This is a genomic window from Stenotrophomonas sepilia (assembly GCF_003244875.1).
GTDB classification, from domain to species: Bacteria; Pseudomonadota; Gammaproteobacteria; order Xanthomonadales; family Xanthomonadaceae; genus Stenotrophomonas; species Stenotrophomonas sepilia.
Genome location: NZ_LXXZ01000096.1, coordinates 1 through 23,426, shown reverse-complemented (window position 1 = coordinate 23,426; position 23,426 = coordinate 1). Strand labels below are relative to the sequence as shown.

19 protein-coding genes are annotated in these 23,426 nt (G+C 67.6%); 9 read left to right on the top strand and 10 right to left on the bottom strand.

Annotated features, from left to right (window positions below):
- Positions 1-25: 25 nt before the first annotated feature.
- The 3 genes from mfd to A7X97_RS19480 all read right to left on the bottom strand — a co-directional run bounded on the left by mfd (position 26) and on the right by A7X97_RS19480 (position 5,138).
- Positions 26-3,490 (bottom strand): transcription-repair coupling factor, encoded by a 3,465-nt coding sequence (gene mfd, locus A7X97_RS19490; RefSeq protein ID WP_111008342.1) that lies wholly within the window; start codon positions 3,488-3,490, stop codon positions 26-28.
- Positions 3,491-3,639: 149 nt separating this feature from the next.
- A complete protein-coding gene (locus A7X97_RS19485; protein WP_004150340.1) occupies positions 3,640-4,185 on the bottom strand; it encodes a GNAT family N-acetyltransferase in 546 nt (181 codons plus the stop codon).
- 95 nt (positions 4,186-4,280) lie between these two features.
- On the bottom strand, positions 4,281-5,138 hold the full coding sequence (locus A7X97_RS19480; protein ID WP_072166851.1) for a 23S rRNA (adenine(2030)-N(6))-methyltransferase RlmJ: 858 nt from the start codon (positions 5,136-5,138) through the stop codon (positions 4,281-4,283).
- 35 nt (positions 5,139-5,173) lie between these two features.
- Between A7X97_RS19480 and creB the strand changes: the two genes are divergently transcribed.
- The 7 genes from creB to A7X97_RS19445 all read left to right on the top strand — a co-directional run bounded on the left by creB (position 5,174) and on the right by A7X97_RS19445 (position 13,018).
- Entirely contained in the window at positions 5,174-5,899 is a 726-nt protein-coding gene (gene creB / locus A7X97_RS19475; protein WP_072166850.1) for a two-component system response regulator CreB, read from the top strand.
- A 3-nt stretch (positions 5,900-5,902) separates the two neighbouring features.
- Positions 5,903-7,363: a two-component system sensor histidine kinase CreC gene (gene creC / locus A7X97_RS19470; RefSeq protein ID WP_111008341.1), complete on the top strand. Its 1,461-nt coding sequence runs from the start codon at positions 5,903-5,905 to the stop codon at positions 7,361-7,363.
- Between the two features lie 81 nt (positions 7,364-7,444).
- Positions 7,445-8,764 (top strand): cell envelope integrity protein CreD, encoded by a 1,320-nt coding sequence (gene creD / locus A7X97_RS19465; RefSeq protein ID WP_088496914.1) that lies wholly within the window; start codon positions 7,445-7,447, stop codon positions 8,762-8,764.
- 10 nt (positions 8,765-8,774) lie between these two features.
- The gene (locus tag A7X97_RS19460) at positions 8,775-9,185 is read left to right on the top strand and encodes a hypothetical protein (protein ID WP_072166848.1); all 411 of its coding nucleotides are present in this window, start codon (positions 8,775-8,777) and stop codon (positions 9,183-9,185) included.
- 155 nt (positions 9,186-9,340) lie between these two features.
- A complete protein-coding gene (locus A7X97_RS19455) occupies positions 9,341-10,933 on the top strand; it encodes a M20/M25/M40 family metallo-hydrolase (protein WP_072166847.1) in 1,593 nt (530 codons plus the stop codon).
- 155 nt (positions 10,934-11,088) lie between these two features.
- Positions 11,089-12,492, top strand: coding sequence for a glutamate--tRNA ligase (gene gltX / locus A7X97_RS19450; RefSeq protein WP_072166846.1), 1,404 nt, complete (start codon positions 11,089-11,091; stop codon positions 12,490-12,492).
- Positions 12,493-12,526: 34 nt separating this feature from the next.
- Complete coding sequence (locus A7X97_RS19445) at positions 12,527-13,018, top strand: Fur family transcriptional regulator (RefSeq protein WP_005415799.1); 492 nt, start codon at positions 12,527-12,529, stop codon at positions 13,016-13,018.
- A gap of 94 nt (positions 13,019-13,112) precedes the next feature.
- Here A7X97_RS19445 and A7X97_RS19440 read toward each other — a convergent pair whose 3' ends face one another.
- The 4 genes from A7X97_RS19440 to A7X97_RS19425 form a co-directional block, all read right to left on the bottom strand.
- Positions 13,113-14,267 carry an HlyD family secretion protein gene (locus tag A7X97_RS19440; RefSeq protein WP_061479520.1) on the bottom strand — a complete coding sequence of 385 codons (1,155 nt, stop codon included), beginning with the start codon at positions 14,265-14,267 and terminating at the stop codon, positions 13,113-13,115.
- Between the two features lie 10 nt (positions 14,268-14,277).
- Positions 14,278-15,951, bottom strand: a complete 1,674-nt coding sequence (locus tag A7X97_RS19435; protein WP_072166844.1) for an MFS transporter — start codon at positions 15,949-15,951, stop codon at positions 14,278-14,280.
- On the bottom strand, positions 15,951-16,517 hold the full coding sequence (locus A7X97_RS19430; protein ID WP_005415802.1) for a TetR/AcrR family transcriptional regulator: 567 nt from the start codon (positions 16,515-16,517) through the stop codon (positions 15,951-15,953). Before A7X97_RS19430 ends, A7X97_RS19435 begins: the two co-directional genes overlap by 1 nt.
- A gap of 257 nt (positions 16,518-16,774) precedes the next feature.
- Positions 16,775-18,982, bottom strand: a complete 2,208-nt coding sequence (locus tag A7X97_RS19425; protein WP_111008340.1) for a TonB-dependent receptor — start codon at positions 18,980-18,982, stop codon at positions 16,775-16,777.
- 135 nt (positions 18,983-19,117) lie between these two features.
- Between A7X97_RS19425 and A7X97_RS19420 the strand changes: the two genes are divergently transcribed.
- The gene (locus A7X97_RS19420) at positions 19,118-19,531 is read left to right on the top strand and encodes a MerC domain-containing protein (RefSeq protein WP_088496916.1); all 414 of its coding nucleotides are present in this window, start codon (positions 19,118-19,120) and stop codon (positions 19,529-19,531) included.
- Between the two features lie 110 nt (positions 19,532-19,641).
- On the top strand, positions 19,642-19,821 hold the full coding sequence (locus tag A7X97_RS19415; protein WP_004150462.1) for a 30S ribosomal protein THX: 180 nt from the start codon (positions 19,642-19,644) through the stop codon (positions 19,819-19,821).
- Positions 19,822-19,920: 99 nt separating this feature from the next.
- Here A7X97_RS19415 and A7X97_RS19410 read toward each other — a convergent pair whose 3' ends face one another.
- The 3 genes from A7X97_RS19410 to A7X97_RS19400 all read right to left on the bottom strand — a co-directional run bounded on the left by A7X97_RS19410 (position 19,921) and on the right by A7X97_RS19400 (position 23,425).
- Entirely contained in the window at positions 19,921-21,171 is a 1,251-nt protein-coding gene (locus A7X97_RS19410) for an alkaline phosphatase family protein (protein ID WP_088496917.1), read from the bottom strand.
- A 287-nt stretch (positions 21,172-21,458) separates the two neighbouring features.
- Positions 21,459-21,950 (bottom strand): methylated-DNA--[protein]-cysteine S-methyltransferase, encoded by a 492-nt coding sequence (locus A7X97_RS19405; RefSeq protein ID WP_061479516.1) that lies wholly within the window; start codon positions 21,948-21,950, stop codon positions 21,459-21,461.
- Positions 21,947-23,425 (bottom strand): DNA-3-methyladenine glycosylase 2 family protein, encoded by a 1,479-nt coding sequence (locus A7X97_RS19400; protein WP_111008339.1) that lies wholly within the window; start codon positions 23,423-23,425, stop codon positions 21,947-21,949. Before A7X97_RS19400 ends, A7X97_RS19405 begins: the two co-directional genes overlap by 4 nt.
- Between the last annotated feature and the right edge of the window lies 1 nt (position 23,426).

Here is a 23,426-nt window from a genome sequence, read left to right as displayed (position 1 = left end):
CCGGTGCGGGGTGTTCGGGGGGCGATCAACCCGGGGCAAGTGTGGTCAGAAGGGCGCGGGCCGCATTGAAGCGGTCTTCCGGCAACGGCAGCGGGTGCTTGATGCGCAGCTTGTCGGGCCCTTCCATGGCATAGAGGTTCGGTTGTTTCTGGATCAGCTGGATCACCGCCATCGGATCGATGTTCGGCTTGGACTCGAACACGATGCGGCCGCCGTTCTCGCCCAGGTCGAGCTTGCGGATGCCCAGCGTATTGGCTTTCAGCTTCAGCTCGGCGATGGCGAACAGGTGCTTTGCCGCATCCGGCAGCAGGCCGAAGCGGTCAATCATCTCCACCTGCAGTTCGCGCAGTGCATCGCTGTCGCGCGCGCTTGAAATGCGCTTGTACAGGGTCAGGCGGGTGTGCACGTCCGGCAGGTAGTCTTCCGGGATCAGTGCCGGCACATGCAGCTCGACCTCGGCGCCGCGCACTTCCTCACCGGCATCCAGGTCGGGCAGCTTGCCCTGCTTGATGCTGCGTACCGCGCGTTCCAGCAGCTCCGTATACAGGCTGAAGCCGACCTCGGCCATCTGCCCGCTCTGGTCCTCGCCAAGCAGTTCACCGGCGCCGCGGATTTCCAGATCGTGGGTGGCCAGGGTGAAGCCGGCGCCCAGCTCGTCCATCGAGGCGATCGCTTCCAGGCGCTTCTCGGCGTCGGGGGTGATCGCGCGACGGTCGGGGGTGATCAGGTAGGCGTAGGCACGGTGGTGCGAACGGCCCACGCGGCCACGCAGCTGGTGCAGCTGGGCCAGGCCGAAACGGTCGGCACGGTTGATGATGATGGTGTTGGCGTTGGGGATGTCGATGCCCGATTCGATGATCGTGGTCGACAGCAGCACGTTGAAGCGCTGCTTCTGGAAATCCAGCATCACCTTTTCCAGTTCGCGCTCGGGCATCTGCCCGTGGGCGATGCCGATGCGTGCCTCCGGCACCAGCTCGGACAGCTCGCGCTGCATGCGGCCGATGCTCTCCACGTCGTTGTGCAGGAAGTACAGCTGGCCACCGCGCGCCAGTTCGCGCTGGAAGGCTTCGCGCAGCAGCGCGTTGTCCCACTGGGTGATGAACGTCTGCACCGCCAGCCGGTTCGGCGGTGGCGTGGCGATGATCGACAGGTCACGCAGGCCGGCCATGGCCATGTTCAAGGTGCGCGGGATCGGCGTGGCGGTCAGGGTCAGCAGGTGCACATTGGCGCGCAGCGCCTTCAGCGCCTCCTTCTGGCGCACGCCGAATCGCTGCTCCTCGTCGACGATGACCATGCCCAGGTCCTTGAACTTCACATCCGGCTGCAGCAGGCGATGGGTGCCGACGATGACGTCGATGGTGCCAGCGGCCACCTTCTCCAGTTCGGCCTTGATTTCCTTGCTGGTCTTGAAGCGCGACAGCACTTCGACCTTCAGCGGGTAATCGGCGAAACGGTCGCGGAAGTTGCGGTAATGCTGCTCGGCCAGCAGCGTGGTCGGCACCAGCACCGCCACCTGCTTGCCGGCACTGGCCGCACCAAATGCAGCGCGCACCGCCACCTCGGTCTTGCCGAAGCCGACGTCGCCGCAGACCACGCGGTCCATCGGCTGGCTGCTGGCCAGGTCGCGCAGGGTGGCATCGATCGCGGCCAGCTGGTCGGGGGTTTCCTCGAACGGGAAACCGGCGGCGAACGGCTCGTACATCGCGCGGTCCACCTGCAGTGCCAGGCGGGCACGCGCCTGGCGGCGGGCCTGGATCTCCAGCAGTTCGGCGGCCACATCGCGCACCTTCTCGGCGGCCTTGCGCTTGGCCTTGCTCCACTGCTCGCCACCGAGCGAATGCAGCGGTGCGGTTTCCGCCGAAGCACCGGAGTAGCGGCTGATCAGGTGCAGCTGGGCGACCGGTACATACAGGCGGTCGCCCTTGGCATATTCGATCTCGAGGAACTCGCCCGGCATGCCGCCGACGTCCATCGCGATCAGGCCACGGTAGCGGCCGACGCCATGGTCCTCGTGCACGATCGGCGCACCCTCGGTCAGCTCGCCGAGGTCGCGGATGATCGCCTCCGGCTCGCGGCCTGCACGGCGCGTGCGGCGGGTGCTGCCGGCGCGCTCGGGGAACAGCTGGCGCTCGGTCAGCACCGCGATGCGCGGATCGTCCAGCGCGAAGCCATCTTCCAGCGGCGCTACCGCGATCGCGAAGCGCGCATCGCTAGCGAGGAAACCGGGCAGGTCGGCCACCACCGGCGGCTTCAGCTCGGCGGCCTGCAGCACTTCCAGCAGTGCCTCGCGGCGGCCGGGCGAATCGGCGGCGATCAGTACCCGGCCCGGATAATGGCCGAGGAAGGATTTCAGCGCATCGCCGGCGGGGGCTTCGCGTGCGGCCACCGGCAGCGGGGGCAGCGGCTGGTCGCCCAGCGCGTGCGCGTCGGCGATGCGTGCGTGGTCGGCGGCCCATACCTCGATGCGCGGGGCATCGTTCAGGCGCTCGCGCAGCAGCTCCGGCGACAGGTACAGCGCCGACGGTGGCAGCAGCGGCCGTTCCACATCGTGGCGGCGCTGCTCATAACGCTCGCTGGTCTGCGCCCAGAACGCCTCGGCGGCTTCGCCGGCACCGGCACAGACCACCGGCAGGCTGCCGCTGGGCAGGTAGTCGAACAGGGTTGCGGTGCGCTCGAAGAACAGCGGCAGGTAGTACTCGACGCCGGCCGGCGCCAGCCCGGATTTCAGATCCTGGTACAGCGCGCTGCGCCGGGTATCGACATCGAAGCGCTCGCGCAGCGTGGCCAGCACGCGGGCGATGCTGGCCTCGTCCATGGGCACTTCGCGGCCCGGCAGCATGTGCACGGCCTCGACCTTGTCCAGCGAACGCTGGCTTTCCGGATCGAAGGCACGGATCGAATCGATGTCCTCGTCCAGCAGTTCCACCCGCAGCGGCTCGTCGGCGCCCATCGGGAACACGTCGAGCAGGCCACCGCGCACGGCGAAGTCACCCGGATCCATCACCTGCGGCACGTTGCGGTAGCCGGCGCTTTCCAGGCGGCGCTTCTCGGCTTCCAGATCCAGGCGCTGGCCGACCTTCAGGTCGAAGCTGCCACCAATCACGTAGCTGCGCGGGGCCAGCTGCTGCAGCAGGGTCTGCACCGGCACGATCACCAGGCCACGCTTCAGCGTGGGCAGGCGGTGCAGGGCAGCCAGGCGCTGCGAGATGATGTCCGGATGCGGGCTGAAGCGGTCGTAGGGCAGGGTTTCCCAGTCCGGGAAGGCGACCACCGGCAGGGCCGGGTCGCCACCGAGCAGGGTCTGCAGGTCGGCTTCGAGCTGGTTGGCGCCGTGGTTGTCACGGGCGATCACCAGCAGCGGAGCGTCGTGCACGCGCGCTGCCTGGGCCAGGTACCAGGCCAGTGCGGTGGGCGAGGCGGGGGCGCGCCACCAGGCGCGGAGCTGGCCGGCGCGCGGCAGCGGCGGGGCGGGGTATGAGGTACGCGACATGGACCCCGGATTTTAGCAGAAGCCCGATCCGGCTCCTGTGCGTCGTGCCGGCCGGCTGCCGGCAGCCTCATCTGCCGTTGGCAGAGCGGAATGCCGGCCAGCGGCTGGCACTACCGGGAGACGTGGCCGGGCACGGCCCGGCGCATCCGTCAGTTGTCCAGCTCCAGCACCATCCGGACCAGGCCTTCGGCGCCGGTCGGGTGCGGCACAGGCTTGAAGCCCAGCGACGCGGCCAGCTGCTTCATCGGTTCGTTCTCGGCGGCAACGTCGCCGTACAGGCGGTCCAGGTACTTGCCACGGCCCCACTTCACCAGCTTGCGCATCAGCTGCCGTCCCAGGCCTTGCCCGATCAGGAAGCGGCTGATCAGGATCGCGTACTCGGCTTCACGGGTGCCGGGGATGATCGAGGCCCGGGCGACCGCGCCGACCACCGCTTCGCCAGCGGGCAGGGACTCGGCGGCGACCAGGGTGATCTCGGTCTTGGGGTTGGGGTGGGTCAGGCGCTGGGTGGTTTCCGGCGACAGCTCGGTCACCGCCTGCAGGAAACGATCACGGATTTCTTCCGGCCCGAACAGGCTGAATGCCGCTTGCAGCGGTGCGCCATCTTCCGGGCGGATGGGGCGGATCAGCAGCTCGTGGCCGCTGGGAGCCTTGAAGATCTCATGCCAGGGCGGCATGCGGTTGCGAGTGGCCATACCGGGTGATTCCTTGGTGGTCCATCGATTGTGGCATCACCGGGGCTGCGTTCCGTGAACGAAAGGCTCACGGCGGTACAGCCTCGTGAAGGCCGTTATTCGGGGGCTTTGAGCCAGTCCAGGCGGGTGCTGGCCCCGGGTTCGCCCAGGTGCTGGCGCAGCGCCGGCAGGGCCGGACCGACCACGCGGTCGAACTGCCACGGCGGGTTGAGCAGCAGCATGCCGCTGCCGTTGAGGCGCAGCGGCGAGTCGTCCGGGCGCACCAGGAACTCGATCGTCATCGCCGATTTCACCGGCAGGGCGGTGGCCTTGCGCAGGAAGTGCAGGATGGTGCGGCGCTGCTTGATCGGGAACCAGACCGCACAGGTGGCCTGCGGCCAGCGTGCCAGGGTCTCGGCCAGGGCGGCCAGGATGTTCTGGTATTCGGCGTCCTGGGCCTCGTACGGCGGGTCGATCAGGACCAGGCCACGGCCGATCTTGCTGCCGTTGAACTTCGGCGGCAGCAGCGAACGCAGCAGGGCATAGCCATCGCCGGGGCGCACATCGACGCGGCTGTCATGGGCGAACAGGGCCTTCAGCGTGGCCGTTTCGGCTTCCTGCAGCTCACAGACCGCCATGCGGTCCTGCGCACGCATGGCCTGTGCGCTCAGCAGCGGCGAGCCCGGGTAGTTGGTCAACGCGCCCACCGGATTGTCGGCCTGCACCGCCTTCAGGTAGCGCTCGACCACCTCCGGCAGCTTGGGCTGGGCCATCAGCCGCATGATCCCGGACTCGGCCTCCAGGGTCTTGCGGCTCTCTTCGCTGGCCAGCAGGTAGCGGCCGGCACCGCCGTGGGTGTCGAGCACGAAGAACGGGCTGTCCTTGCGCTTGAAGCTGTCGATCAGGGCCAGCTGCACGATGTGCTTGAGCACATCGGCGTGGTTGCCGGCATGGAAGGCGTGGCGATAGTTCATGGGCGGCAGTGTACGGGGCGGCGGCCGCAGCGGCTATGCTGCGCGCCATGACAGCTCCTGTTGCCCATGTCCTGGTCGTCGAGGACGAAGCCGCCATCGCCGAAACCGTGCTTTATGCGCTTCGCAGCGAGGGCTATGCCGCCAGCCACTGCCTGCTCGGTGGCGAGGCCCTGAAGCGCCTGCAGGCCGGGGATATCGACGTGGTGGTGCTGGACGTGGGCCTGCCCGACCTGGGCGGTTTCGAGGTGTGCCGGCGGCTGCGCGCGCAGCCCGGGCCGGCGGCCCAGCTGCCGGTGATCTTCCTGACCGCCCGCAACGATGAAGTGGACCGCGTGCTGGGCCTGGAACTGGGCGCCGACGATTACATGACCAAGCCGTTCTCGCCGCGTGAGCTGGTGGCGCGGGTGCGTGCGCGCCTGCGTCGCGCCGCACCGGTCGCGGCAGCCCCCGGCGCCGATGCGGGCTGGCAGGAACATGGTGCCTTCGCCATCGACCGCGAAGGCCGGCGCATCCGCTTCCGCGGCCACGCGCTGGACCTGACCCGCTACGAGTACGCGTTGCTGGAAGCGCTGCTGCAGCGGCCGGGCGCCATTCTCAGTCGCGCCCAGTTGATGGATCGCGGCTGGGACAGCAGCGCCGACAGTGCCGACCGCACCGTCGACACCCATGTAAAGACGTTGCGCGCCAAGCTGCGCGCCGCCGGTGCCAGCGACGACCCGATCCGCACCCACCGTGGCCTCGGCTACGCGCTGGAGGTCTAGCCGATGCGCCTGGTCCTGAAGCTGTTCCTCGGCTTCTTCCTGATCACCGGCATCGCCGCGTTCTTCGTGATGCGCGTGTTCGTCAACGAAGTGAAGCCGGGTGTGCGCCAGGCGATGGAATCGACCCTGGTCGATGCCGCCAACGTGCTGGCCGAGATGGCGGCGGCCGATGTCAAGGACGGCACCATCCGCAGCGGCAGCTTCACCCGCAACCTGGCCAAGGCGCGGCAGCGTGACCTGAAGGCGATGGTCTGGCGCTTTCCCAAGCGCTCACTGGACTACCGGGTGACCATCACCGATGCCAAGGGCATCGTCATTTACGACTCGCTGGGCCGCGACCTGGGGCGTGACAATTCGCGCTGGAACGATGTCTACCGCACCCTGCGTGGCGAGTACGGTGCCCGCTCCAGCCCGGAAGTGCCAGGCGAAGAAGGCGATACGGTGATGCATGTGGCGGCGCCGGTATACGACCCGGCCGATGGCCGCACCCTGATCGGCGTGCTCAGCCTGGCCCAGCCCAACCGCAGCATCGATCCGTTCATTGCGGCCAGCCAGCGCGCCATCATCGAGCGCGGCGCCTGGCTGATCGGATTGTCGGCGCTGGTCGGCGTGCTGGTGACGATGTGGCTCACCACGGGCCTTGGCCAGCTCAGCCGCTATGCACGGGCGGTCAGCGCCGGCGAACCGGTGCCACCGCCGCGGCGGCGCCGCGACGAGATCGGCGACCTGGGCCAGGCCCTGGAAACGATGCGCCGCAAGCTGGAGGGCAAGGCCTACGTCGAGCAGTACGTCCAGTCGCTGACGCATGAAATGAAGAGTCCGTTGGCGGCGATCCGCGGTGCCGCCGAGCTGCTGCAGGAGCCGCTGCCGGAGGCCGACCGCGTGCATTTCGCACGCAGCATCGTCGATCAGCAGGAGCGGCTGACCGAGACGATCGACAAGCTGCTGGCGCTGGCCGAAGTGGAACAGCACGGCTGGCTGCAGACCCGCGATCCGATCGCGCTGCCAACCTTGCTGGCCGACGCAGCGGCGGCCGCGCAGGTGCGCGCGCAGGCGGCCGGCGTGCAGGTGCGCATCGGCAGCGTGCCCGACATGCGCGTGCAGGGTGATGCCTATCTGCTGCGGCAGGCGTTGCACAACCTGATCGACAACGCCATTGCCTTCTCACCGCCCGGCGCGGACATCGCGCTGCAGGCCGAGGTGGACGGGCCGGGCGTGCGCCTGCAGGTAGCGGATCGCGGTGCCGGCATTCCCGACTACGCGCGCGAACGGGTGTTCGAACGCTTCTATTCGCTGGCCCGCCCCGGCAGCGGCCGGCGCAGTTCCGGCCTGGGCCTGCCGTTCGTGCAGGAAGTGGCTCGCCTGCATGACGGACGCGCCAGCCTCGACGCTTGCGATGGCGGTGGCACGGTGGCCAGCCTGTGGCTGCCGTTGGGTGCTGCGGGCCAGCGCCCGCGCCGCTGACTTCACACTCGCTTCAAATTCGCCACAAACCCTGCTCACCGCAGCGGTCCATCCTGCAGCCCTCTCCAACGAGGATGGACCATGAAATCCCTGAAGATGCTGCTGCGGTTCGCCATTGTCGGCGGGCTGATCCTGTTGTTGCTTGTGCCGCTGATGATGATCCGCGGGGTGATCACCGAGCGCAGCCAGTACCGCGACGAGGCCTTTGCGCGGGTGGCCGACAGCCGTGCCGGCACGCAGCAGCTGGTGGGCCCGGTGCGGGTGGTGCCGTGGGTGGAACGCAAGCAGGTTGAACTGGTTGACCCGCTGGGCGTCAAGAAGACCGAGGTGCAGGTCACCGAGGGGCACTGGCTGCAGATGCCGGCGTCGCTGGCGGTAAGCGGCGAGATGCTGCCGAGCCAGCGCGAAGTCGGCCTGTTCAAGGTGCCCGTGTACAGCTGGAACGGCCAGATGAAGGCGAGCTTCGCCGCTGACGACTATCCGGTGAAGGCAGGGCGCACGTATGGCCAGCCGTATGTGGCGGTGGGAATTTCCGATGTGCGCGGCCTGGTCGGTACACCGAACCTGCGCGTGGATGGCAAGCAGCTGCGCCTGCTGCCGGGCGTCGGCGTGGCCAGCGAAGTCGGCCGTGGCCTGCATGCGCCAGTGGCCGGTTTCGCTGCGGATCAGGGCGGCACGCTGGCGGCCAGCACCGTTGAACTGGAGCTGCGCCTGGATGGCAGCCGCATGCTGTCGGTGGTGCCGGTAGGCGATGACACCCACATCGCGCTGCGTTCGAGCTGGCCGCATCCGTCGTTCAGCGGTGCGTTCCTGCCCAACGAGCGGCGCGTTGATGCACAGGGATTCGACGCGCGCTGGGCGGTGTCCTCGCTGGCCTCCGACGCACAGCGGCAGCTGCGCAATGAAGGTTCGGTCGACTCGCAGGCGGTTACGGTGTCGCTGGTCGATCCGGTCGATACCTACACCCAGGCCGACCGTGCGTCCAAGTACGGCGTGCTGTTCGTGCTGCTGACCTTCGTCGGCTTCATCCTGTTCGAGCTGATCAAGTCGCTGCGCATCCACCCGCTGCAGTACCTGATGGTCGGTCTGGCGCTGGCAATCTTCTTCCTGCTGCTGATCAGCCTGTCCGAACACATCGCGTTCTGGAAGGCCTACCTGGTTTCGGCGGTGGCCTGTATCGGCCTGCAGGCGGTGTACCTGGCCAACGTGCTCGGCCATTGGAAGCGCGGCCTCGGCTTCGCGGCCCTGCTGACCGTGCTGTACGGCGCGTTGTATGGCCTGCTGGTGTCGGAGAACAACGCACTGCTGATGGGGTCGCTGCTGCTGTTCGTGATCCTGGCGCTGGCAATGTGGGTGACCCGCCGGGTCGACTGGTACGCGCTCGGCGCGGACCTGAAGTAAGGAGCACGCCATGGGCTGGCGCCAGGGATTGCGGCAACGGGCACAGCAGGGCATTCCGGCCCTGCTGGAAGTGGATGCACTGCTGCAGGCACATGGCGTGCTGGCGGCCCTGCCGGGGGCGCGGATCGCCCCCGGCCTGGTCCGCTTCCAGCTGGCGGCGGTGACCTGCGAAGGATTGCAGGGGCAGGGATTGCGTTGGCTGCAGGGTGCGCGGCAGGGACGCGGCGTGGTGGCCGGCCGGGTGCCGCGCTACCGGCCATGGAAAGCCGGCGCAGAGGCATTGGCCGAGATCGGCATCGGCGGCCTTCCGGATGACTGGCCGGCACACGCGGCGGTGTACGGCTGCAGCAGCATCGACCGGCGGCACTGGTTGCTGTTGCTGCCGGAGCGGGCGCAGTTGTGGCTGGGATGGAGCGGGTGATTCGGCTTTGTGGGTACGACCCAATCACTCTCCTGTGGGTGCGAACCTTGGTTCGCACGCTTCCGCGCCGCCCATGACCGATGGGACGGTATCGCCGCGCCCCGGCTGGCTAGACTCGATGGGTTGATGATCGAGCCGAAGGGCAGGGGTGCGATGTGTTGAAGTGGGGCGTGCTGGCCGCAGCGCTGGTGATGGGTGGCAATGCAGGGGCGCAGCAGCGCGAGACGGTGGACCTGGACATGGTCAGCCGCATCCGCCAGGAGGCGTTCCACCGTTCGCAGGTGATGGACACCTTCAGCTATCTCACCGAGCGCATCGGCCCGCGCCTGAGCAATTCGCCGGCGATGGGCCTCGCCAATGCGTGGACCCGCGGCAAGTTCAACGAATGGAAGCTGGACAACGTCCACGACGAAGCCTTCGATGATTTCGGCCGTGGCTGGGAATTCACCTCGGCGAGCGTGGAAATGCTGGGTGACCGCGTGCAGCCGCTGCATGCGCTGCCCAAGGCCTGGACCCCCGGTACGAAGGGCCCGGTCGAAGGCGAGCTGGTGCAGGTCGAGATCAAGAAGCCCGAAGACATCGAGAAGTACCGCGGCAAGCTGCGCGGCAAGATCCTCCTGCTGGGCGAGGCACGCGAATACAAGCGGGGCACCGAGCCCGATTCGCACCGCCACGACGCGACCTCGCTGGAGGGCCTGCAGGAGTTCACCCTGCCCAAGGACAAGGACGCTACCGCCGAGCGCGCCAAGCGGGTCAAGGAGTACCAGGAGCGCCAGCAGCTGGCGGCCAAGGTCAATGCGTTCTTCGTCGAAGAGGGCGCGCTGGCCTCGATCAGCATCAGCAGCTGGGACAACGGCATCATCCGCGTTGCCGGCGGCGGTTCGCGCAAGGCCGGTGAGCCGGTGGGCATCCCCGAACTGGCGATGATCAGCGAACACTTCAATCCGCTGGTGCGCGCGCTTCAGGCCAAGCAGACGGTGCGCCTGCGCGTGGATGTAGCGGCGCGCTTCACCGACGAGGCCGACCAGCCCGGCTACAACACGCTGGCCGAGATCCGCGGCAGCAGCAAGCCCGATGAAGTGGTGATGATCGGTGCGCACCTGGATTCGTGGCACAGCGGCACCGGTGCGGCCGACAACGCCGCTGGCGTGGCGGTGATGATGGAGGCGATGCGCATCCTCAAGGCCACCGGTGCCAAGCCCAGGCGCACCATCCGCGTGGCGCTGTGGAGCGGCGAGGAGCAGGGCCTGATCGGCTCGCAGGCCTATGTGGCCAAGCATTTCGGTCGCTTCCCCGACCCCACTGACGCGGCCCAGAAAGCGCTGCCGGCGTCGCTGCGCGAGCCGACCGGTGCACTGCAGAAGACCCGCGATTACAGCAAGTTCCAGGTCTACTTCAACATGGACAACGGCTCGGGCCGCTTCCGTGGCATCTACGCGCAGGAAAACCTGGCGGCGATGCCGATCTTCGAAGCCTGGCTGGCGCCGTTCCATGACGTGGGCGCCACCACCGTGGCCACCCGCAACACCGGCAGCACCGACCACATCAGCTTCGATCGCATCGGCCTGCCGGGCTTCCAGTTCATCCAGGACCGGCTGGACTACTTCACCAACGTCCACCACAGCCACCTGGACACCTGGGACCACGCCGAACCGGAAGACCTGAAGCAGGCCGCGGCCATCGTCGCTTCGTTCGCCTACAACGCCGCAATGCGCGAGCCGTCCTTCCCGCGAAAGGCAGAACCGTAAAAGGGGACGGAGGGGATTAAGTCGTATCTGCCCCTCCGCTTCCCGGTTACAGCACCCCAGGGCTGGGCAATCGCGACTTAATCCCCTCCGTCCCCTTTTTCCGTCGGGGGCGGTGGGCTGGTAAAATCGGGGGATTCCCGTTCCTCGAGCCGTCCATGACCTGCCGCACCCGCTTCGCCCCCAGTCCCACTGGCTACCTGCACATCGGTGGTGCCCGCACCGCGCTGTACTGCTGGCTGGAGGCCCGTCACCGCGGCGGCGAGTTCGTGCTGCGCATCGAGGACACCGACCGCGAACGCAGCACCCAGGGCGCAATCGACGCCATCCTGGAGGCGATGGAGTGGCTGGGCCTGGACTACGACGAAGGCCCGATCTACCAGACCGACCGCGTCGCCCGTTACCGGGAAGTGGCCGAGCAACTGATCGCCGAGGGCAAGGCGTACTACGCCTACGAGACCCGCGAGGAGCTGGATGCCATGCGCGAGGCCGCCATGGCCAGGCAGGAAAAGCCGCGCTACAACGGCGCTGCGCGCGATCTGGGCCTGCCCTACCGGGACGACCCGAACCGCGTCATCCGCTTCAAGAACCCGCTGGAAGGCACGGTGGTGTTCGATGACCTGATCAAGGGCCGCATCGAGATCGCCAACAGCGAGCTGGATGACATGGTCATCTTCCGCCCGGACGGCTACCCCACCTACAACTTCGCGGTGGTGGTGGACGACTGGGACATGGGCATCACCGAGGTCATCCGCGGCGACGACCACATCAACAACACCCCGCGCCAGATCAACCTGTATGAAGGCATCGGCGCGCCGGTGCCCAAGTTCGGCCACATGCCGATGATCCTGGACGAGCAGGGCGCCAAGCTGTCCAAGCGCACCGGTGCGGCTGACGTGATGCAGTACAAGGACGCCGGCTACCTGCCCGATGCGCTGCTGAGCTACCTGGCCCGCCTGGGCTGGTCGCATGGTGACCAGGAGCTGTTCAGCCGCCAGGAACTGATCGACCTGTTTGACGTGAAGGACTGCAATTCCAAGGCCTCGCGCCTGGACATGGCCAAGCTGGGCTGGGTCAACCAGCACTTCCTGAAGACCGAGGAGGTGGCCGCGATCGTGCCGCACCTGGTCTACCAGCTGCAGAAGCTGGGGCTGGACGTGGCCGCCGGCCCGGCTCCGGAGGATGTGGTGATCGCCCTGCGTGAACGCGTGCAGACCCTGAAGGAAATGGCCGAGAAGGCCGTGGTCTGGTACCAGCCGCTGACCGAATACGATGAAGCGGCGGTGGCCAAGCACTTCAAGGCCGGTGCCGAGGTGGCGCTGGGCAAGGCCCGCGAGCTGCTGGCCGCGCTGCCGGAATGGACCGCCGAGTCGGTGGGCGTCGCCCTGCACGACGCGGCCGCAGCGCTGGGAATCGGCATGGGCAAGGTCGCCCAGCCGCTGCGCGTGGCCATCACCGGCACCCAGGTCAGCCCTGACATTTCCCATACCGTTTACCTGGCCGGCCGCGAGCAGGCCTTGAAACGCATTGATGTGGCCATCACCAAGGTAGCAACGGCCTGAGGCATCCTTGCCAGGCCCGAACCGGAGAACACGCATGCCCGCCAAGACCGCCACTGCCTGTACCGCCCCGCACCACCACGTCCACGACGCATCGGATTTCGTGGCGGTGGTCGAGCGTGTCTCGCGCGAACGCGGGCTGCGCCTGACCCCGATCCGCGCCAATGTGCTGAAGCTGATCGCCGAGGCCGGCAAGCCGGTCAAGGCCTACGAGCTGCTGGAATGGGTGCGTAACGGCAAGGGCGTGGGCGCTGATGCCCCGCCCACCGTGTACCGCGCGCTGGACTTCCTGATGGCCAATGGCTTTGTGCACAAGCTGGAGTCGGTGAATGCCTTCGTGGCCTGCCATCATCCAAGCAGCGCTGCGCATTCGGTACCATTCCTGATCTGCAACAGCTGCCACAGCGCAGTGGAACTGGAAGACCGCGAGATCGTCAGCCAGCTGGAGAAGCGCGCCAAGGAGCTGGGTTTCCAGCCGCAGGCGCAGACGCTGGAAGTCCACGGTCTCTGCGCGCGCTGCGCGGGGTAACGCAATGGTAGTGCCGGCCGCTGGCCGGCATCCTGAGTGGGGTCAGATCCCTTTGCCATTGGCAAAGGGATCTGACCCCGTTTCATGACAAGGGCTAGTCCTTCGGTTTGCCTGCGGTATCCACCCGCACGATCACCGACATGCCGGGCCGCAGCTGCGCGGCCAGCTTCTGGCCTTCATCGATCGATATCCGCACCGGCAGCCGCTGCACCACCTTGGTGAAGTTGCCGCTGGCATTGTCCGGGCGCAACACGCTGAACTCCGATCCGGTGGCGGGCGCGATCTCCTGCACGCGGCCCCTCAGCACCTGGCCCTGGAACGCGTCGACCGAGAACGTGGCCGGCTGGCCGATCGCCATTCCCCAGGTCTGGCCTTCCTTGTAGTTGGCCACCACCCACAGTGTGTCAGGTACCAGGAACAGCAGCTGCGAACCGGCGGCGACATACTGGCCCACGCGCACGCTGGCTTCACTGATCTGGCCGTCGCGCGGTGCGTGGATCACCGTGTTGGCCAGGTCGATGCGGGCCAGTTCCAGCTGCGCCTGTGCGCTTTCCACCTGGGCCTCCAGGCTCTTGCGCGCGACCTGGGTCGACACCAGTGTTTCCTCGGCGATGCGGATCTGCGCCTGCGACTGCTGCACGCTGGCCTGCGCCGAGGCTTGGCTGGTGCGGAACTTGTCGCGGTCATTGATCGACACCAGCTGCTGCGCGGCCAGTTCCTCGTAGCGCTTCAGCTCGTTGCGCGAGCGCTGCAGTTCGGCCTGCCCGGCCGAGAGCGTGGCGCGCGCGGAGGCGATCTGCGCACGGTTCTGCGCCTGCGACTGGTCGGAGTTGGCCAGCGCCGCGCGCGCACTGTCGAGCGTCGCCTGCGCCTGGGCGACGCGTTGGGCATAGATGCGGTCATCGATGCGCAGCAGCGGCTCGCCCTGCCTCACATGCTGGAAATCCTTCACCAGCACTTCGGTCACATAGCCGTTGACCTGTGGCGCCATCACGGTGATCTGGCCGCGCACATAGGCGTTGTCGGTCACCATCACGCTGCTGGTGAACGGCCACAGATGCCAGGCGCGCAGGATCAGCGCAATGCCCAGCAGGGCCACCACCACCATCACCACCACGCTGCGCGCGCTGGGCTTGAGATACTTCGGCGCGACTGCCGGTTCAACGGGCGTGGGCGCAGGTGCCGCGTCGGTCGGCGGCGGTGGAGTCACATTGTCGGCGTCGTCGGATCGGGGCGGAACGGGGGGCATGGCGGAGGACTCAGCGGTGTGCGGCCGGTGTGGCCGCAACGGGTGAAGTGGGGTGGCGCTTGCGCCATTGCTTGAGCACGGCGGTGCGCAGCGACAGCAGCAGCAACCAGCACAGGAAACCGATCGCCAGCCAACCGCTCAGGGTGAACACATCATTGAAGCCGCGCACATTGGCTTCGCGGCGCGTGGTCTGCGCCAGCTGCGCGCTGCCCTGCGCGCTGCGCAGCACCGGGTCGGTGATCTGTGCGCTGTACAGCTGTTGCTGGATGCGCAGGCGTTGTGCCACCACCGGATCGGCGGGGTCGAGCTGGCTGGTCAGCGCGCTGGAGTACAGTTGCTCGCGATGCAGCTGGAAGGTGCCCAGCACCGCCGAGCCGGCCAGGCCGCCCAGCGTCTGCGTGATCGACAGCGTCACCAGGAAGGTGACGATGTGGTCCACCCCCTGCTTCAACGCCGCCGAAATGCCGAGCATGATCAACGGGCCCATGAACATGCCGGCGCCGACCGAGGCCAGGAACTGGCTGGCGTAGAAATCGTGCGGCCGATCCATGCTGGTGCGGTGCTGGTCGAAGAAGGCGGCAGCGCCCAGCAGCAGGATCGCCATCAGCAGCTGGGCGATCAGCCGCTTCGGGCCGAAGGTCAGCGAGGCACCGGCGATGCCCACGATCACCCCGGCCAGGATCACCACGAACAGCGGCCGCATCTGGTCAGGCCCCATGCCGAGCGTGCGCATCAGGTTGACCACGCCATAGGACTGCTCGGTGGTCAGGAAGCGGATCAGGAAGGCGCCGACGATGAAATGCAGCACCGGCAGCGTCGACAGCCAGCGGATCTGCAGCAGTGGATTGCGCCGGTAGTGCTCGATGATCAAGGCGGTGGTGGACAGCACGATCGAGGCGATCAGCGCCCAGCCCAGCCACGCTGTGTTGAGCCACCAGCGCGTGTAGCCCTGCGCCAGCACGATCACCAGCAGGGCGACGGCCGGGGCGAGCAGCGCGAACGTGAGGAAGTCCAGTGGCTCGAACGCCTTCACCTGGATGCCCGGCGGCAGCTTCAACACCACCACGGCGGCGAACGCACACAGCGCCAGCCCGGCTTCAAACGAATAGAGCTGGTGCCATTGGCCGGTATCCACCAAGCCTGGTGAAACGATCCAGGCGATCGGCACCGCCAGCTGCGAAAGGCCGACGCCGACCACCAGCAGATTGCCGGTGAAGCGCCGCGGCAGCGCCTGCAGCATGTACAGCGTGCCCAGTGTCGAACAGGCCGCGCCGGCGAAGCCGCTGGCGGCACGGGTTAGCATCGTGGTCTCGAAGCTGCCGACGAACAGGTGCAGCACCGCCAGCGCCGCATACAGGCCCAGCCCGATCTCGGCGAACAGGCGGATGCCGTACTGCTGGCGGAACTTGAAGGCCAGCAGGTTGGCGGTGACGTTGACCATGGCATAGGCCGCCACCAGCCAGCTGCCCTGGGTCGGGGTCAGCGCCAGCTGGCCCTGCAGGAACGGCAGGTTGGCGGTGACCAGCGCATTGCCGAGGCCGCCGGTGATCGCTACCAGCAACGATACCAGCGCATAGGCCGCACGCCGGTACGGCGGGTGCCAGGGCATCGACGCCGAGCCGGGCATGGTCGGCTTCTCGTGCTCCTCCCAATCCGGAACCGGCTTCAGATACGGCTGGACCATCAGCGCGCCTCGCTGGTTGCTCCCTGGAGACCCCCGCGCAGCAGCTGCAGGGCGCGCCCGGCGAGGTGGGCGCGCTCGTCGCGGGTCTTGCCGCGCAGGGCCGCACCCAGCATGCCCGAGATCAGTGAAATATCCGTCTTTTCCAGGTCGGCACGGCACAGTCCGGCGGCCTTGGCGCGGGCGATCGGTTCCTCCAGCAGGTCGCGCACGGTCTCGCGCGCCGCGCGCATGGCCGGCACGTCCGAATCGACCGCGCGCCAGTAATCGGCCAGTGCGGGCGAATCGATGATGCGCTGGGCCATGCCCTCGAACACCTCGAACAGGGCGTCGTCGCGGTCACCGAGCTGTTCGACCTGGCGCCGGATGCGATCAACCGTGCGCTGCAGCAGCGCCTGGATCAGCGCGGTGCGGTCGGGGAAGTTGCGGTACAGGGTGGCGCGGCCCACCTGGGCGCGTTCGACCACCAGGTCCAGTGGGGCAGTGACACCGTGTTGGCCGAACACATGATCGGCGGCGTCGAGGATGAGGGCACGGCGGGCAGCGGCATCGGCACGTTGGGCAGTCATGGAATTATTTTCGGACAAAAGTGTCCGATTGGCGAGACATTGGGTGACGGGATTGTCCGCTTGTTGTGGTACGCACATCTTTGTGACGGGTGTGTGAGCGGGGGCGCCGCGACCTCGCTCACGCACAAAGGAACGGGGGGCCAGACGGCCCCCCGGGGAGAGAGAGTGGTATTCGTGGTGCGGCCCCGCCATGCGTTGAAGGGCGAGTGGGGGCAGAGCCCTTTCCCGCGGAAAGGGATCCGCCCCCCTGCATCCGATCAGAAGAACGCGCGGATGCCGAATGCGACCCCACGGCCCGGCAGCGGCGAGTAGTCGCGCAGCAGCGAGGTATGCGGGCGCACTTCGCGGTTGGTCAGGTTGCTGCCATCCAGGAAGACTTCGTAGCTGTTGCTGGCGTTGCGGTCCCAACGATAGGCCAGGTGCGCATCGACCAGGGTGTAGCCATCGCTCGGCTCCTCGTTCTGCGCCACGTCCTTCTGGCGGCTGTAGCGCACCGCACCGACCGAGGCGCGCCAGCCGTCCTTCGACCAGCGCAGGTCGGCGCCGACGCGGGCCGGGGCGATGCGCGGCAGGTAGCCGGTGTTGGCCAGTTCCACGTTGTAATTGTGGTTGTGGTCGCCGTGCGGCACGGCGATGTCCAGGTTGCGGCTGCCGCTGCCATCCAGCTTGGCTTTCACGTAGTCACCGAACACGCGCAGGTCCCAGTCACCGGCGCCGCCCTCGAACAGGTGCACCAGCGCTTCGGCCTCGGCGCCGCGGAACACCGCGTCCTGCTGGGTCCAGGCGCGCACCGGCAGCCCCTCGGTAACGCCGGTGTCGGCCAGGTAGATGAAGTCCTTGAACTTCGTCTGGTAGACCGAGGCGGAGAAGTCCAGGCGTTCGCTGTGGGTGTGGATACCCAGTTCCACGCGCTGGCCGCGCTCGGTCTTCAGGTTGGCATCGCCGATTTCCAGCGAGCGGGTGGCGATGTGCGCGCCGGCGGCATACAGCTCCTCGTTGGTCGGTGCACGTTCGGAGCTGTCCACGCCGATGCGCAGGTCAACCGCATCGTTGAGCTTCCAGATGCCAGCGGCAGACAGGTTGGTGGCGCCGAAGGTGCGGCGACGGTAGTCACCGGTCGGGTCCAGCTTGACCTGGTCGTGGCGGCCACCCAGTTCCAGCTTGAACGGGCCAAAGTGCTTTTCCTGCAGTACGAACAGGCCGATGTTCTTCGTGCCGGTATCCGGAACGAACGCCTCTTCGCCCTTGGCACCGAAATCACTGTTGCCGAACTGCAGGCCGAAGGCGCCGTCCCAGCCGCCGATCTGCTGCTGTACCGCTTCCAGGCGTGCCTCGATGCCGCGGTTGGTGAAGCGGGTGGACGGTGTGCCGGCCTCCAGCTCCACGTGCCCGTAGTCGGTGTAGGCCACGCGCGCGTTGATGTTCTTCAGGAACGAGACCGGGTCGTAGATGCCGGCCTTGGTCTCGAAGCGGTTCTGCACCATGTCGATGCGCACGTCGTGTTCGTCACCGCCTTCCTCTTCATCACCATGGTCGTGACCATGGTCATGCCCATGATCATCACCGTCGGCGTGCACGTGCGCGCCGTTGGGAATGCCATAGTTGGTGCGGTAGGTGCTGGCCGACACGCCGAAGTAGCCGCCGTCGCCCAGCCAGGTTGCGCCGACGCCGCCGGCGCGGGTGCGGATGGAGCTGTTCTCGAGGCGGCCGCGACGCGGCTCTTCGACTTCCTCGCCCGCGTGATCATGGTCGTGGTCGTCGTGGTGGTCTTCCAGGCTGTCGATCACCGCATAGCCGGGAATGCGGTAGTCGTCGCCATTGCGCACCAGGCCGTCCACATGAAGCACGACATTGCCGCTGACGCCATCGAGGCGGAACATGCCGCTGCGCTCGTTGTTCACCGAATTGCCACGCAGCTCGGCGCGGCCGCTGAGCGGGCGCTCGGGCAGCTCGCGCGCGATGCGGCCATCGACCACGTTGACCGCCCCACCGATGGCACCGCTGCCGAACAGCAGCGTGGCCGGGCCCTTCAGCACTTCGATCTGGTCGGCCAGGAACGGTTCGATGCTGGTGGCGTGGTCGGCGCTGACCGTGGACGCATCCATGTTGCCCATGCCGTTGGACAGCACGGCCACGCGCGGGCCTTCCTGGCCACGGATGATCGGGCGGCCGACGCCGGGGCCGAAGAAGGTGCTCTGCACGCCGGGCAGCTTGGCCACGGTATCGCCGAGGGTGCCGGCCTTCTGTTCGTCCAGGCGCTCACCGGCCAGCACCTCCACCGGGCGCGCAAGGGATTCGGCATCGCCCTGCAGCGGCGACGCGGTGACCTGCACCGAGGACAGCTCGGTCAGGTGGCGGTCACGATGGGCGGTGTCCTGACCGGCTGCAAAGGCGACGGACGGCAGCAGGGCGGCGAGGGCCAGGGCCAGGGAATGCGGCTTGAGCCGTGCGGTGTGGGCGGGCATGGATGGGTCCTTTGTTACACTGTATCAATCGCGGGGCGCACGAATCCCGTCGATGGGACAGGGGGAGGGAAAGCGTGCGGGTCGGAGAGGGATGTTATATTATTCCATAGCGATTCGCCGACCCTGCTGGAAGTCATGTCCTTGTCCCCACGCCTGCGCCACCTGCTCGACCGTTTCGGTGCCACCGGTTCGATGCTGTGCGCGGTGCATTGCGCAGTCATCCCGGTGCTGCTGGCGGCAGCGCCCTCGCTGGGCCTGTCGTTCTGGCTGAGCGACGGCGTCGAACAGGCGCTGGTGCTGTTCGTGACCCTGCTTGGGCTGTTCAGCCTGGTCTGGGGTTACCGCCGCCACGGCGCGCTGCGTGCGCTGGGCTTCCTGATCCCCGGCCTGGTCGCGCTGTGGGCCGGCGTGCTGTACGAGCCGCTGCATCACAACGCCGTGCCGCATGCGGTGGTGATGACCATCGGTGGCCTGCTGGTGGGCGTTGCCCATCTGGTCAACCTGCGCCTGAACCACGGCCACGTACACGACGCCAGCTGCGCGCACTAGGCGCTCCGTGATAGGATTTTCGATCGTGCGCGGGGGCGCCCAGCAAGGCGGCCCCGCCGAACCCGTGTCAGTACGGGGTAACCAGATTTCACACTTGAGGAGTTGAAGACATGGGTAAGGGTGACCGCAAGACCGCCAAGGGCAAGCGCTACAACGCCAGCTACGGCAACGCCCGTTCGCATACCGCGAGCAAGGTCGCCGTAGGCGCCGCCGCCCCGGTTGCCAAGAAGACCGTGGCCAAGGCTCCGGCGAAGAAGGCCGTGGCGAAGAAGGCCGTCGCCAAGGCCTGATCCGGCCGAACGACCGGTCTAAAGAAAACGCGGCGCCTGGCGCCGCGTTTTTTTATGCCTGTCCGGTGAGCCGAGCGTGGGCTCGGCTCTACAACCGGATCAGCGCAGCGTCTGCTTCAGCGTTTCCGGGTTGCCGTCGTTCGGCGCGGCCGGCACCTGCAGCAGGTGTGCCAGCAGTGGATAGACATCGACATTGTCGAAGCCATCGATCACCAGGCCCTGGCGGAACGACGGGCCACTGGCCACGAACACCGCGCGCATGGACGGCAGCGCGTGGTCGTAGCCGTGCGAGCCGCGGTCCTGCTGTTCGCGCTTGGCGATCTTTTCCTGATGCAGGGCATCCCAGCCTTCATCCATCATGCAGACAATGGCGGGAATGCGCGGATGGGTGCCGTAGTGCAGGCGCGCCGGCAGTTTTTCTTTCTTCCAGCATTCGTAGTGCGCGTGGCGGCCGAGCAGAGCGCGTTCGGCGGCGGCTTCATGGCCGACCACTGGTGCGAAGCCGACCGACTGGCCCTGGCTGACATTGCGCGCAATCGCCGGGTCGACCATCGATTCGGTGGCGATCACGTGGCCGACCGGCACGCTGGCCATGCCATGGTCAGAGACCACGATCACGTTGGTGGTCGCGGCCAGGCCGCGCTGCTGCAGTCCATCGAGCACTTGGCCGACGATCTGGTCGGCGCGCACGATGGCGTCGGCATACTGTTTCGATTCGGGGCCGTAGTTGTGGCCGGCCTTGTCCACGTGTTCCATGTACAGCGTGGTCAGGCGGGGGGCATCGGCGTCGGTCTGTGCAAGCCAATCGAGCACGATGCCGGCGCGTTGCTCAAGTGGTTCGTTGCCATCGTACACACGCCACTGGCTGGGGCGGACGCCGCGGATTTCCGATTCACTGCCCGGCCATGAGGTGGTGGCCGACCGAACGCAGGCATTCTCGGCGCCGACCCAGATCGGTTCACCGCCCCACCAGCCACTGGTGGTCACCGCTTCGCGATTGCTCAGCTCGAACCGGCCCAGTGCTTCATCGTCCATGCTGTTGTTGACGATGCCGTGGTGGTCCGGGCGCAGGCCGGTAACGAGGGTGTAGTGGTTGGGGAAGGTCAGTGACGGATAGGACGGGGTCATCCAGCGTGCACGCACGCCGCCGTCGATCAGTCGCTGCAGGTTCGGGGTCAGGCCGCGATCCAGCGCGTCGGCACGCAGGCCATCGATGGAGATCAGCAGCAGCTTGGGCGGTGCCGCCGCAGCGACGGGTGTGGGAACGGAGGCGGAAGGGGCAGGCGCGGTGGTGCAGGCGGCCAAGGGCAGCAGCAGCGCCAGCGCGCAGGTCAGGCGTACGGAAGTCATCCGCGCATGATAGTGCGAGGTAATGACGCGCCCAAGACACGGCGCACTATCGCGCGCCGTCTCCGCGCATTTTTCCTTATCCCCGCGCCTGTCGGCGCCCCCCTTCAACAAGCAGGGGGCTTTTCTCCAGACGTATTCCTGATGCTTCCATCCACGCATGGCGTGGATTTACCGTGTCGACCAATGTCGACACCTACCAGCCGCCCCGCCTCCCCGCAACAAGCCCGCTGTTGCAGTTGCTGTTGCTCTAGCCTCTGCGGGTGCCGGGCGCAGCCCGGCCAGCCCTCTCAGGCGAACAGCGGTGCCTGGCGCTGTTCCAGCCGCAGCAGCGCGGCCTTGGTTTCCAGGCCGCCGCCGAAGCCGGTCAGTGCACCGTTGCTGCCGATCACGCGGTGGCAGGGCAGGATGATCGGCAATGGATTGCGGCCATTGGCCGCGCCCACCGCGCGCGTCGCGCTGGGCTGGCCCAGGTGCTGCGCCAACTGCAGATAGCTCCAGGTCTGGCCGAACGGAATCAACGCTAGCGCCTGCCACACGCGCAGCTGGAAAGGCGTGCCTCGTGGTGCCAGCTGCAGGTCGAACCGGCTGCGTTCACCGTGCAGGAACTGCAGCAGCTGTTCGCGCGCTTCCGGCAATGCACCCGGCGCGTGATGCCAGCCGTCGCGCCCGCGTGCGGGGTGGCGGTTCTCGGGGAATAGCACGTGCGCAAGACCACGCTCGTCACCGGCGATGGTCAATACGCCGATCGGGCTGTCGAAACGATCGAACAACAGGGTCATGTCGGTTCTCCAACGAACGTGCCGGACAGGTGCCACAGGTGCAGCACCGCGTAGGCGCGCCACGGGCGCCACGGTTGCGAGCGCGCTTCGGTCGCACGTTCGCTCAGGCGCTGGCCCTGGGCGTGGCCGAGCACCTGCTGCAGTACAAGATCGCCGGCCGGGAAGGCATCGGGCTGGCCGAGTCCGCGCAGGGCAATGTACTGAGCGGTCCAGGGGCCGATGCCGGGCAGTGCAACGCAGCGGGCCACGAATTCCTCCAAGGCCTGGCCGGGCCCGAAGTCGAGCCGGCCGCTGGCGCAGGCGGCGGCCAGGGCGCGCACGGTGGCCGCGCGGCTGCGCGGCAGGCCGATGGATTCCAATGGTGCCTCGGCCAGTACCTCGGGCGCGGGGAACTGGCGATCGAATTCCGATGGCATGCCCGGCAGGTGTGCGCCGTAGGCATCGACCAGGCGCCGCGCGAAGGTGGTGGCCGCGGCCACGCTGACCTGCTGCCCGAGTACCGCGCGTACGCCCACCTCGAAGCCATCCCAGCCGCCGGGCACGCGCAGTCCGGGGCGTTCGGCGATGCCACGCGCGAGCAGCGGTTCTTCGCCCAGCGCGGCATGGACCTGCTGCAGGTCGGCATCCAGATCAAACACCCGACGCACGCGGCGCACGATGTCGGGGATCAGGCGCGGATCCACCGCGCCCAATTGCAGGCGCAGTTCCGGCCGCTTCGAATCGGCGGTGACGCGCAGCAGGGTGGGGCGCTCGGGCGTGCCCAGTACGCGCTGGTAGCTGTCTTCGCCGATCAGTTCGATGCCGGGCAGGCTGCGTTTGCGCAGGAAGGCCAGCATGCGTGGGAAGTCCAGTGGTGGACGGTAGCCCAGGCGCAGCACCAGGCCGCCATCATCTGCAGCCAACGGTTGATGCTGGCGACGCAGGGCGGTCGGCGCCATCCCACAGCCCTGCAGGAACGCGGTATTGAAGCGGCGCAGGCTGTTGTAGCCGGCAGCCAGCGCGACGTCGGTCACCGCCAGCGTGGTTTCGGTCAGCAACTGTTTGGCCAGCAACAGGCGATGGGTTGCGTGGATCTGCCCGGGCGTCGCGCCGAGATATTCGACGAACAGGCGCTGCAGTTGGCGCGCGCTGAGGCCGAGCTTCGTTGCAAGATCGGCCACCGGCTGCTCCTGCAGGAAGCCTCCCTGGATCAGCGCCAGTGCCCGCTGCACGGTCTGTCCGGCCAGGGCCTGCTGGGCCTGCGGTGCCAATTCCGGGCGGCAGCGCAGGCAGGGACGGTACCCAGCGGCCGCGGCGGCCGCGGCGGTCGGAAAGTAGGTAATGTTGCGCGGCTTCGGTGGCGGTGCCGGGCACACCGGGCGGCAATAGATGCCGGTGCTGCGCACGGCGGTGAAGAACACGCCGTCGAAGCGTGCGTCGCGGGCCAGGCGGGCGCGGTCGCAGGCGGCGGGGTCGAGGGGGAGGGGGGGGGGCAGG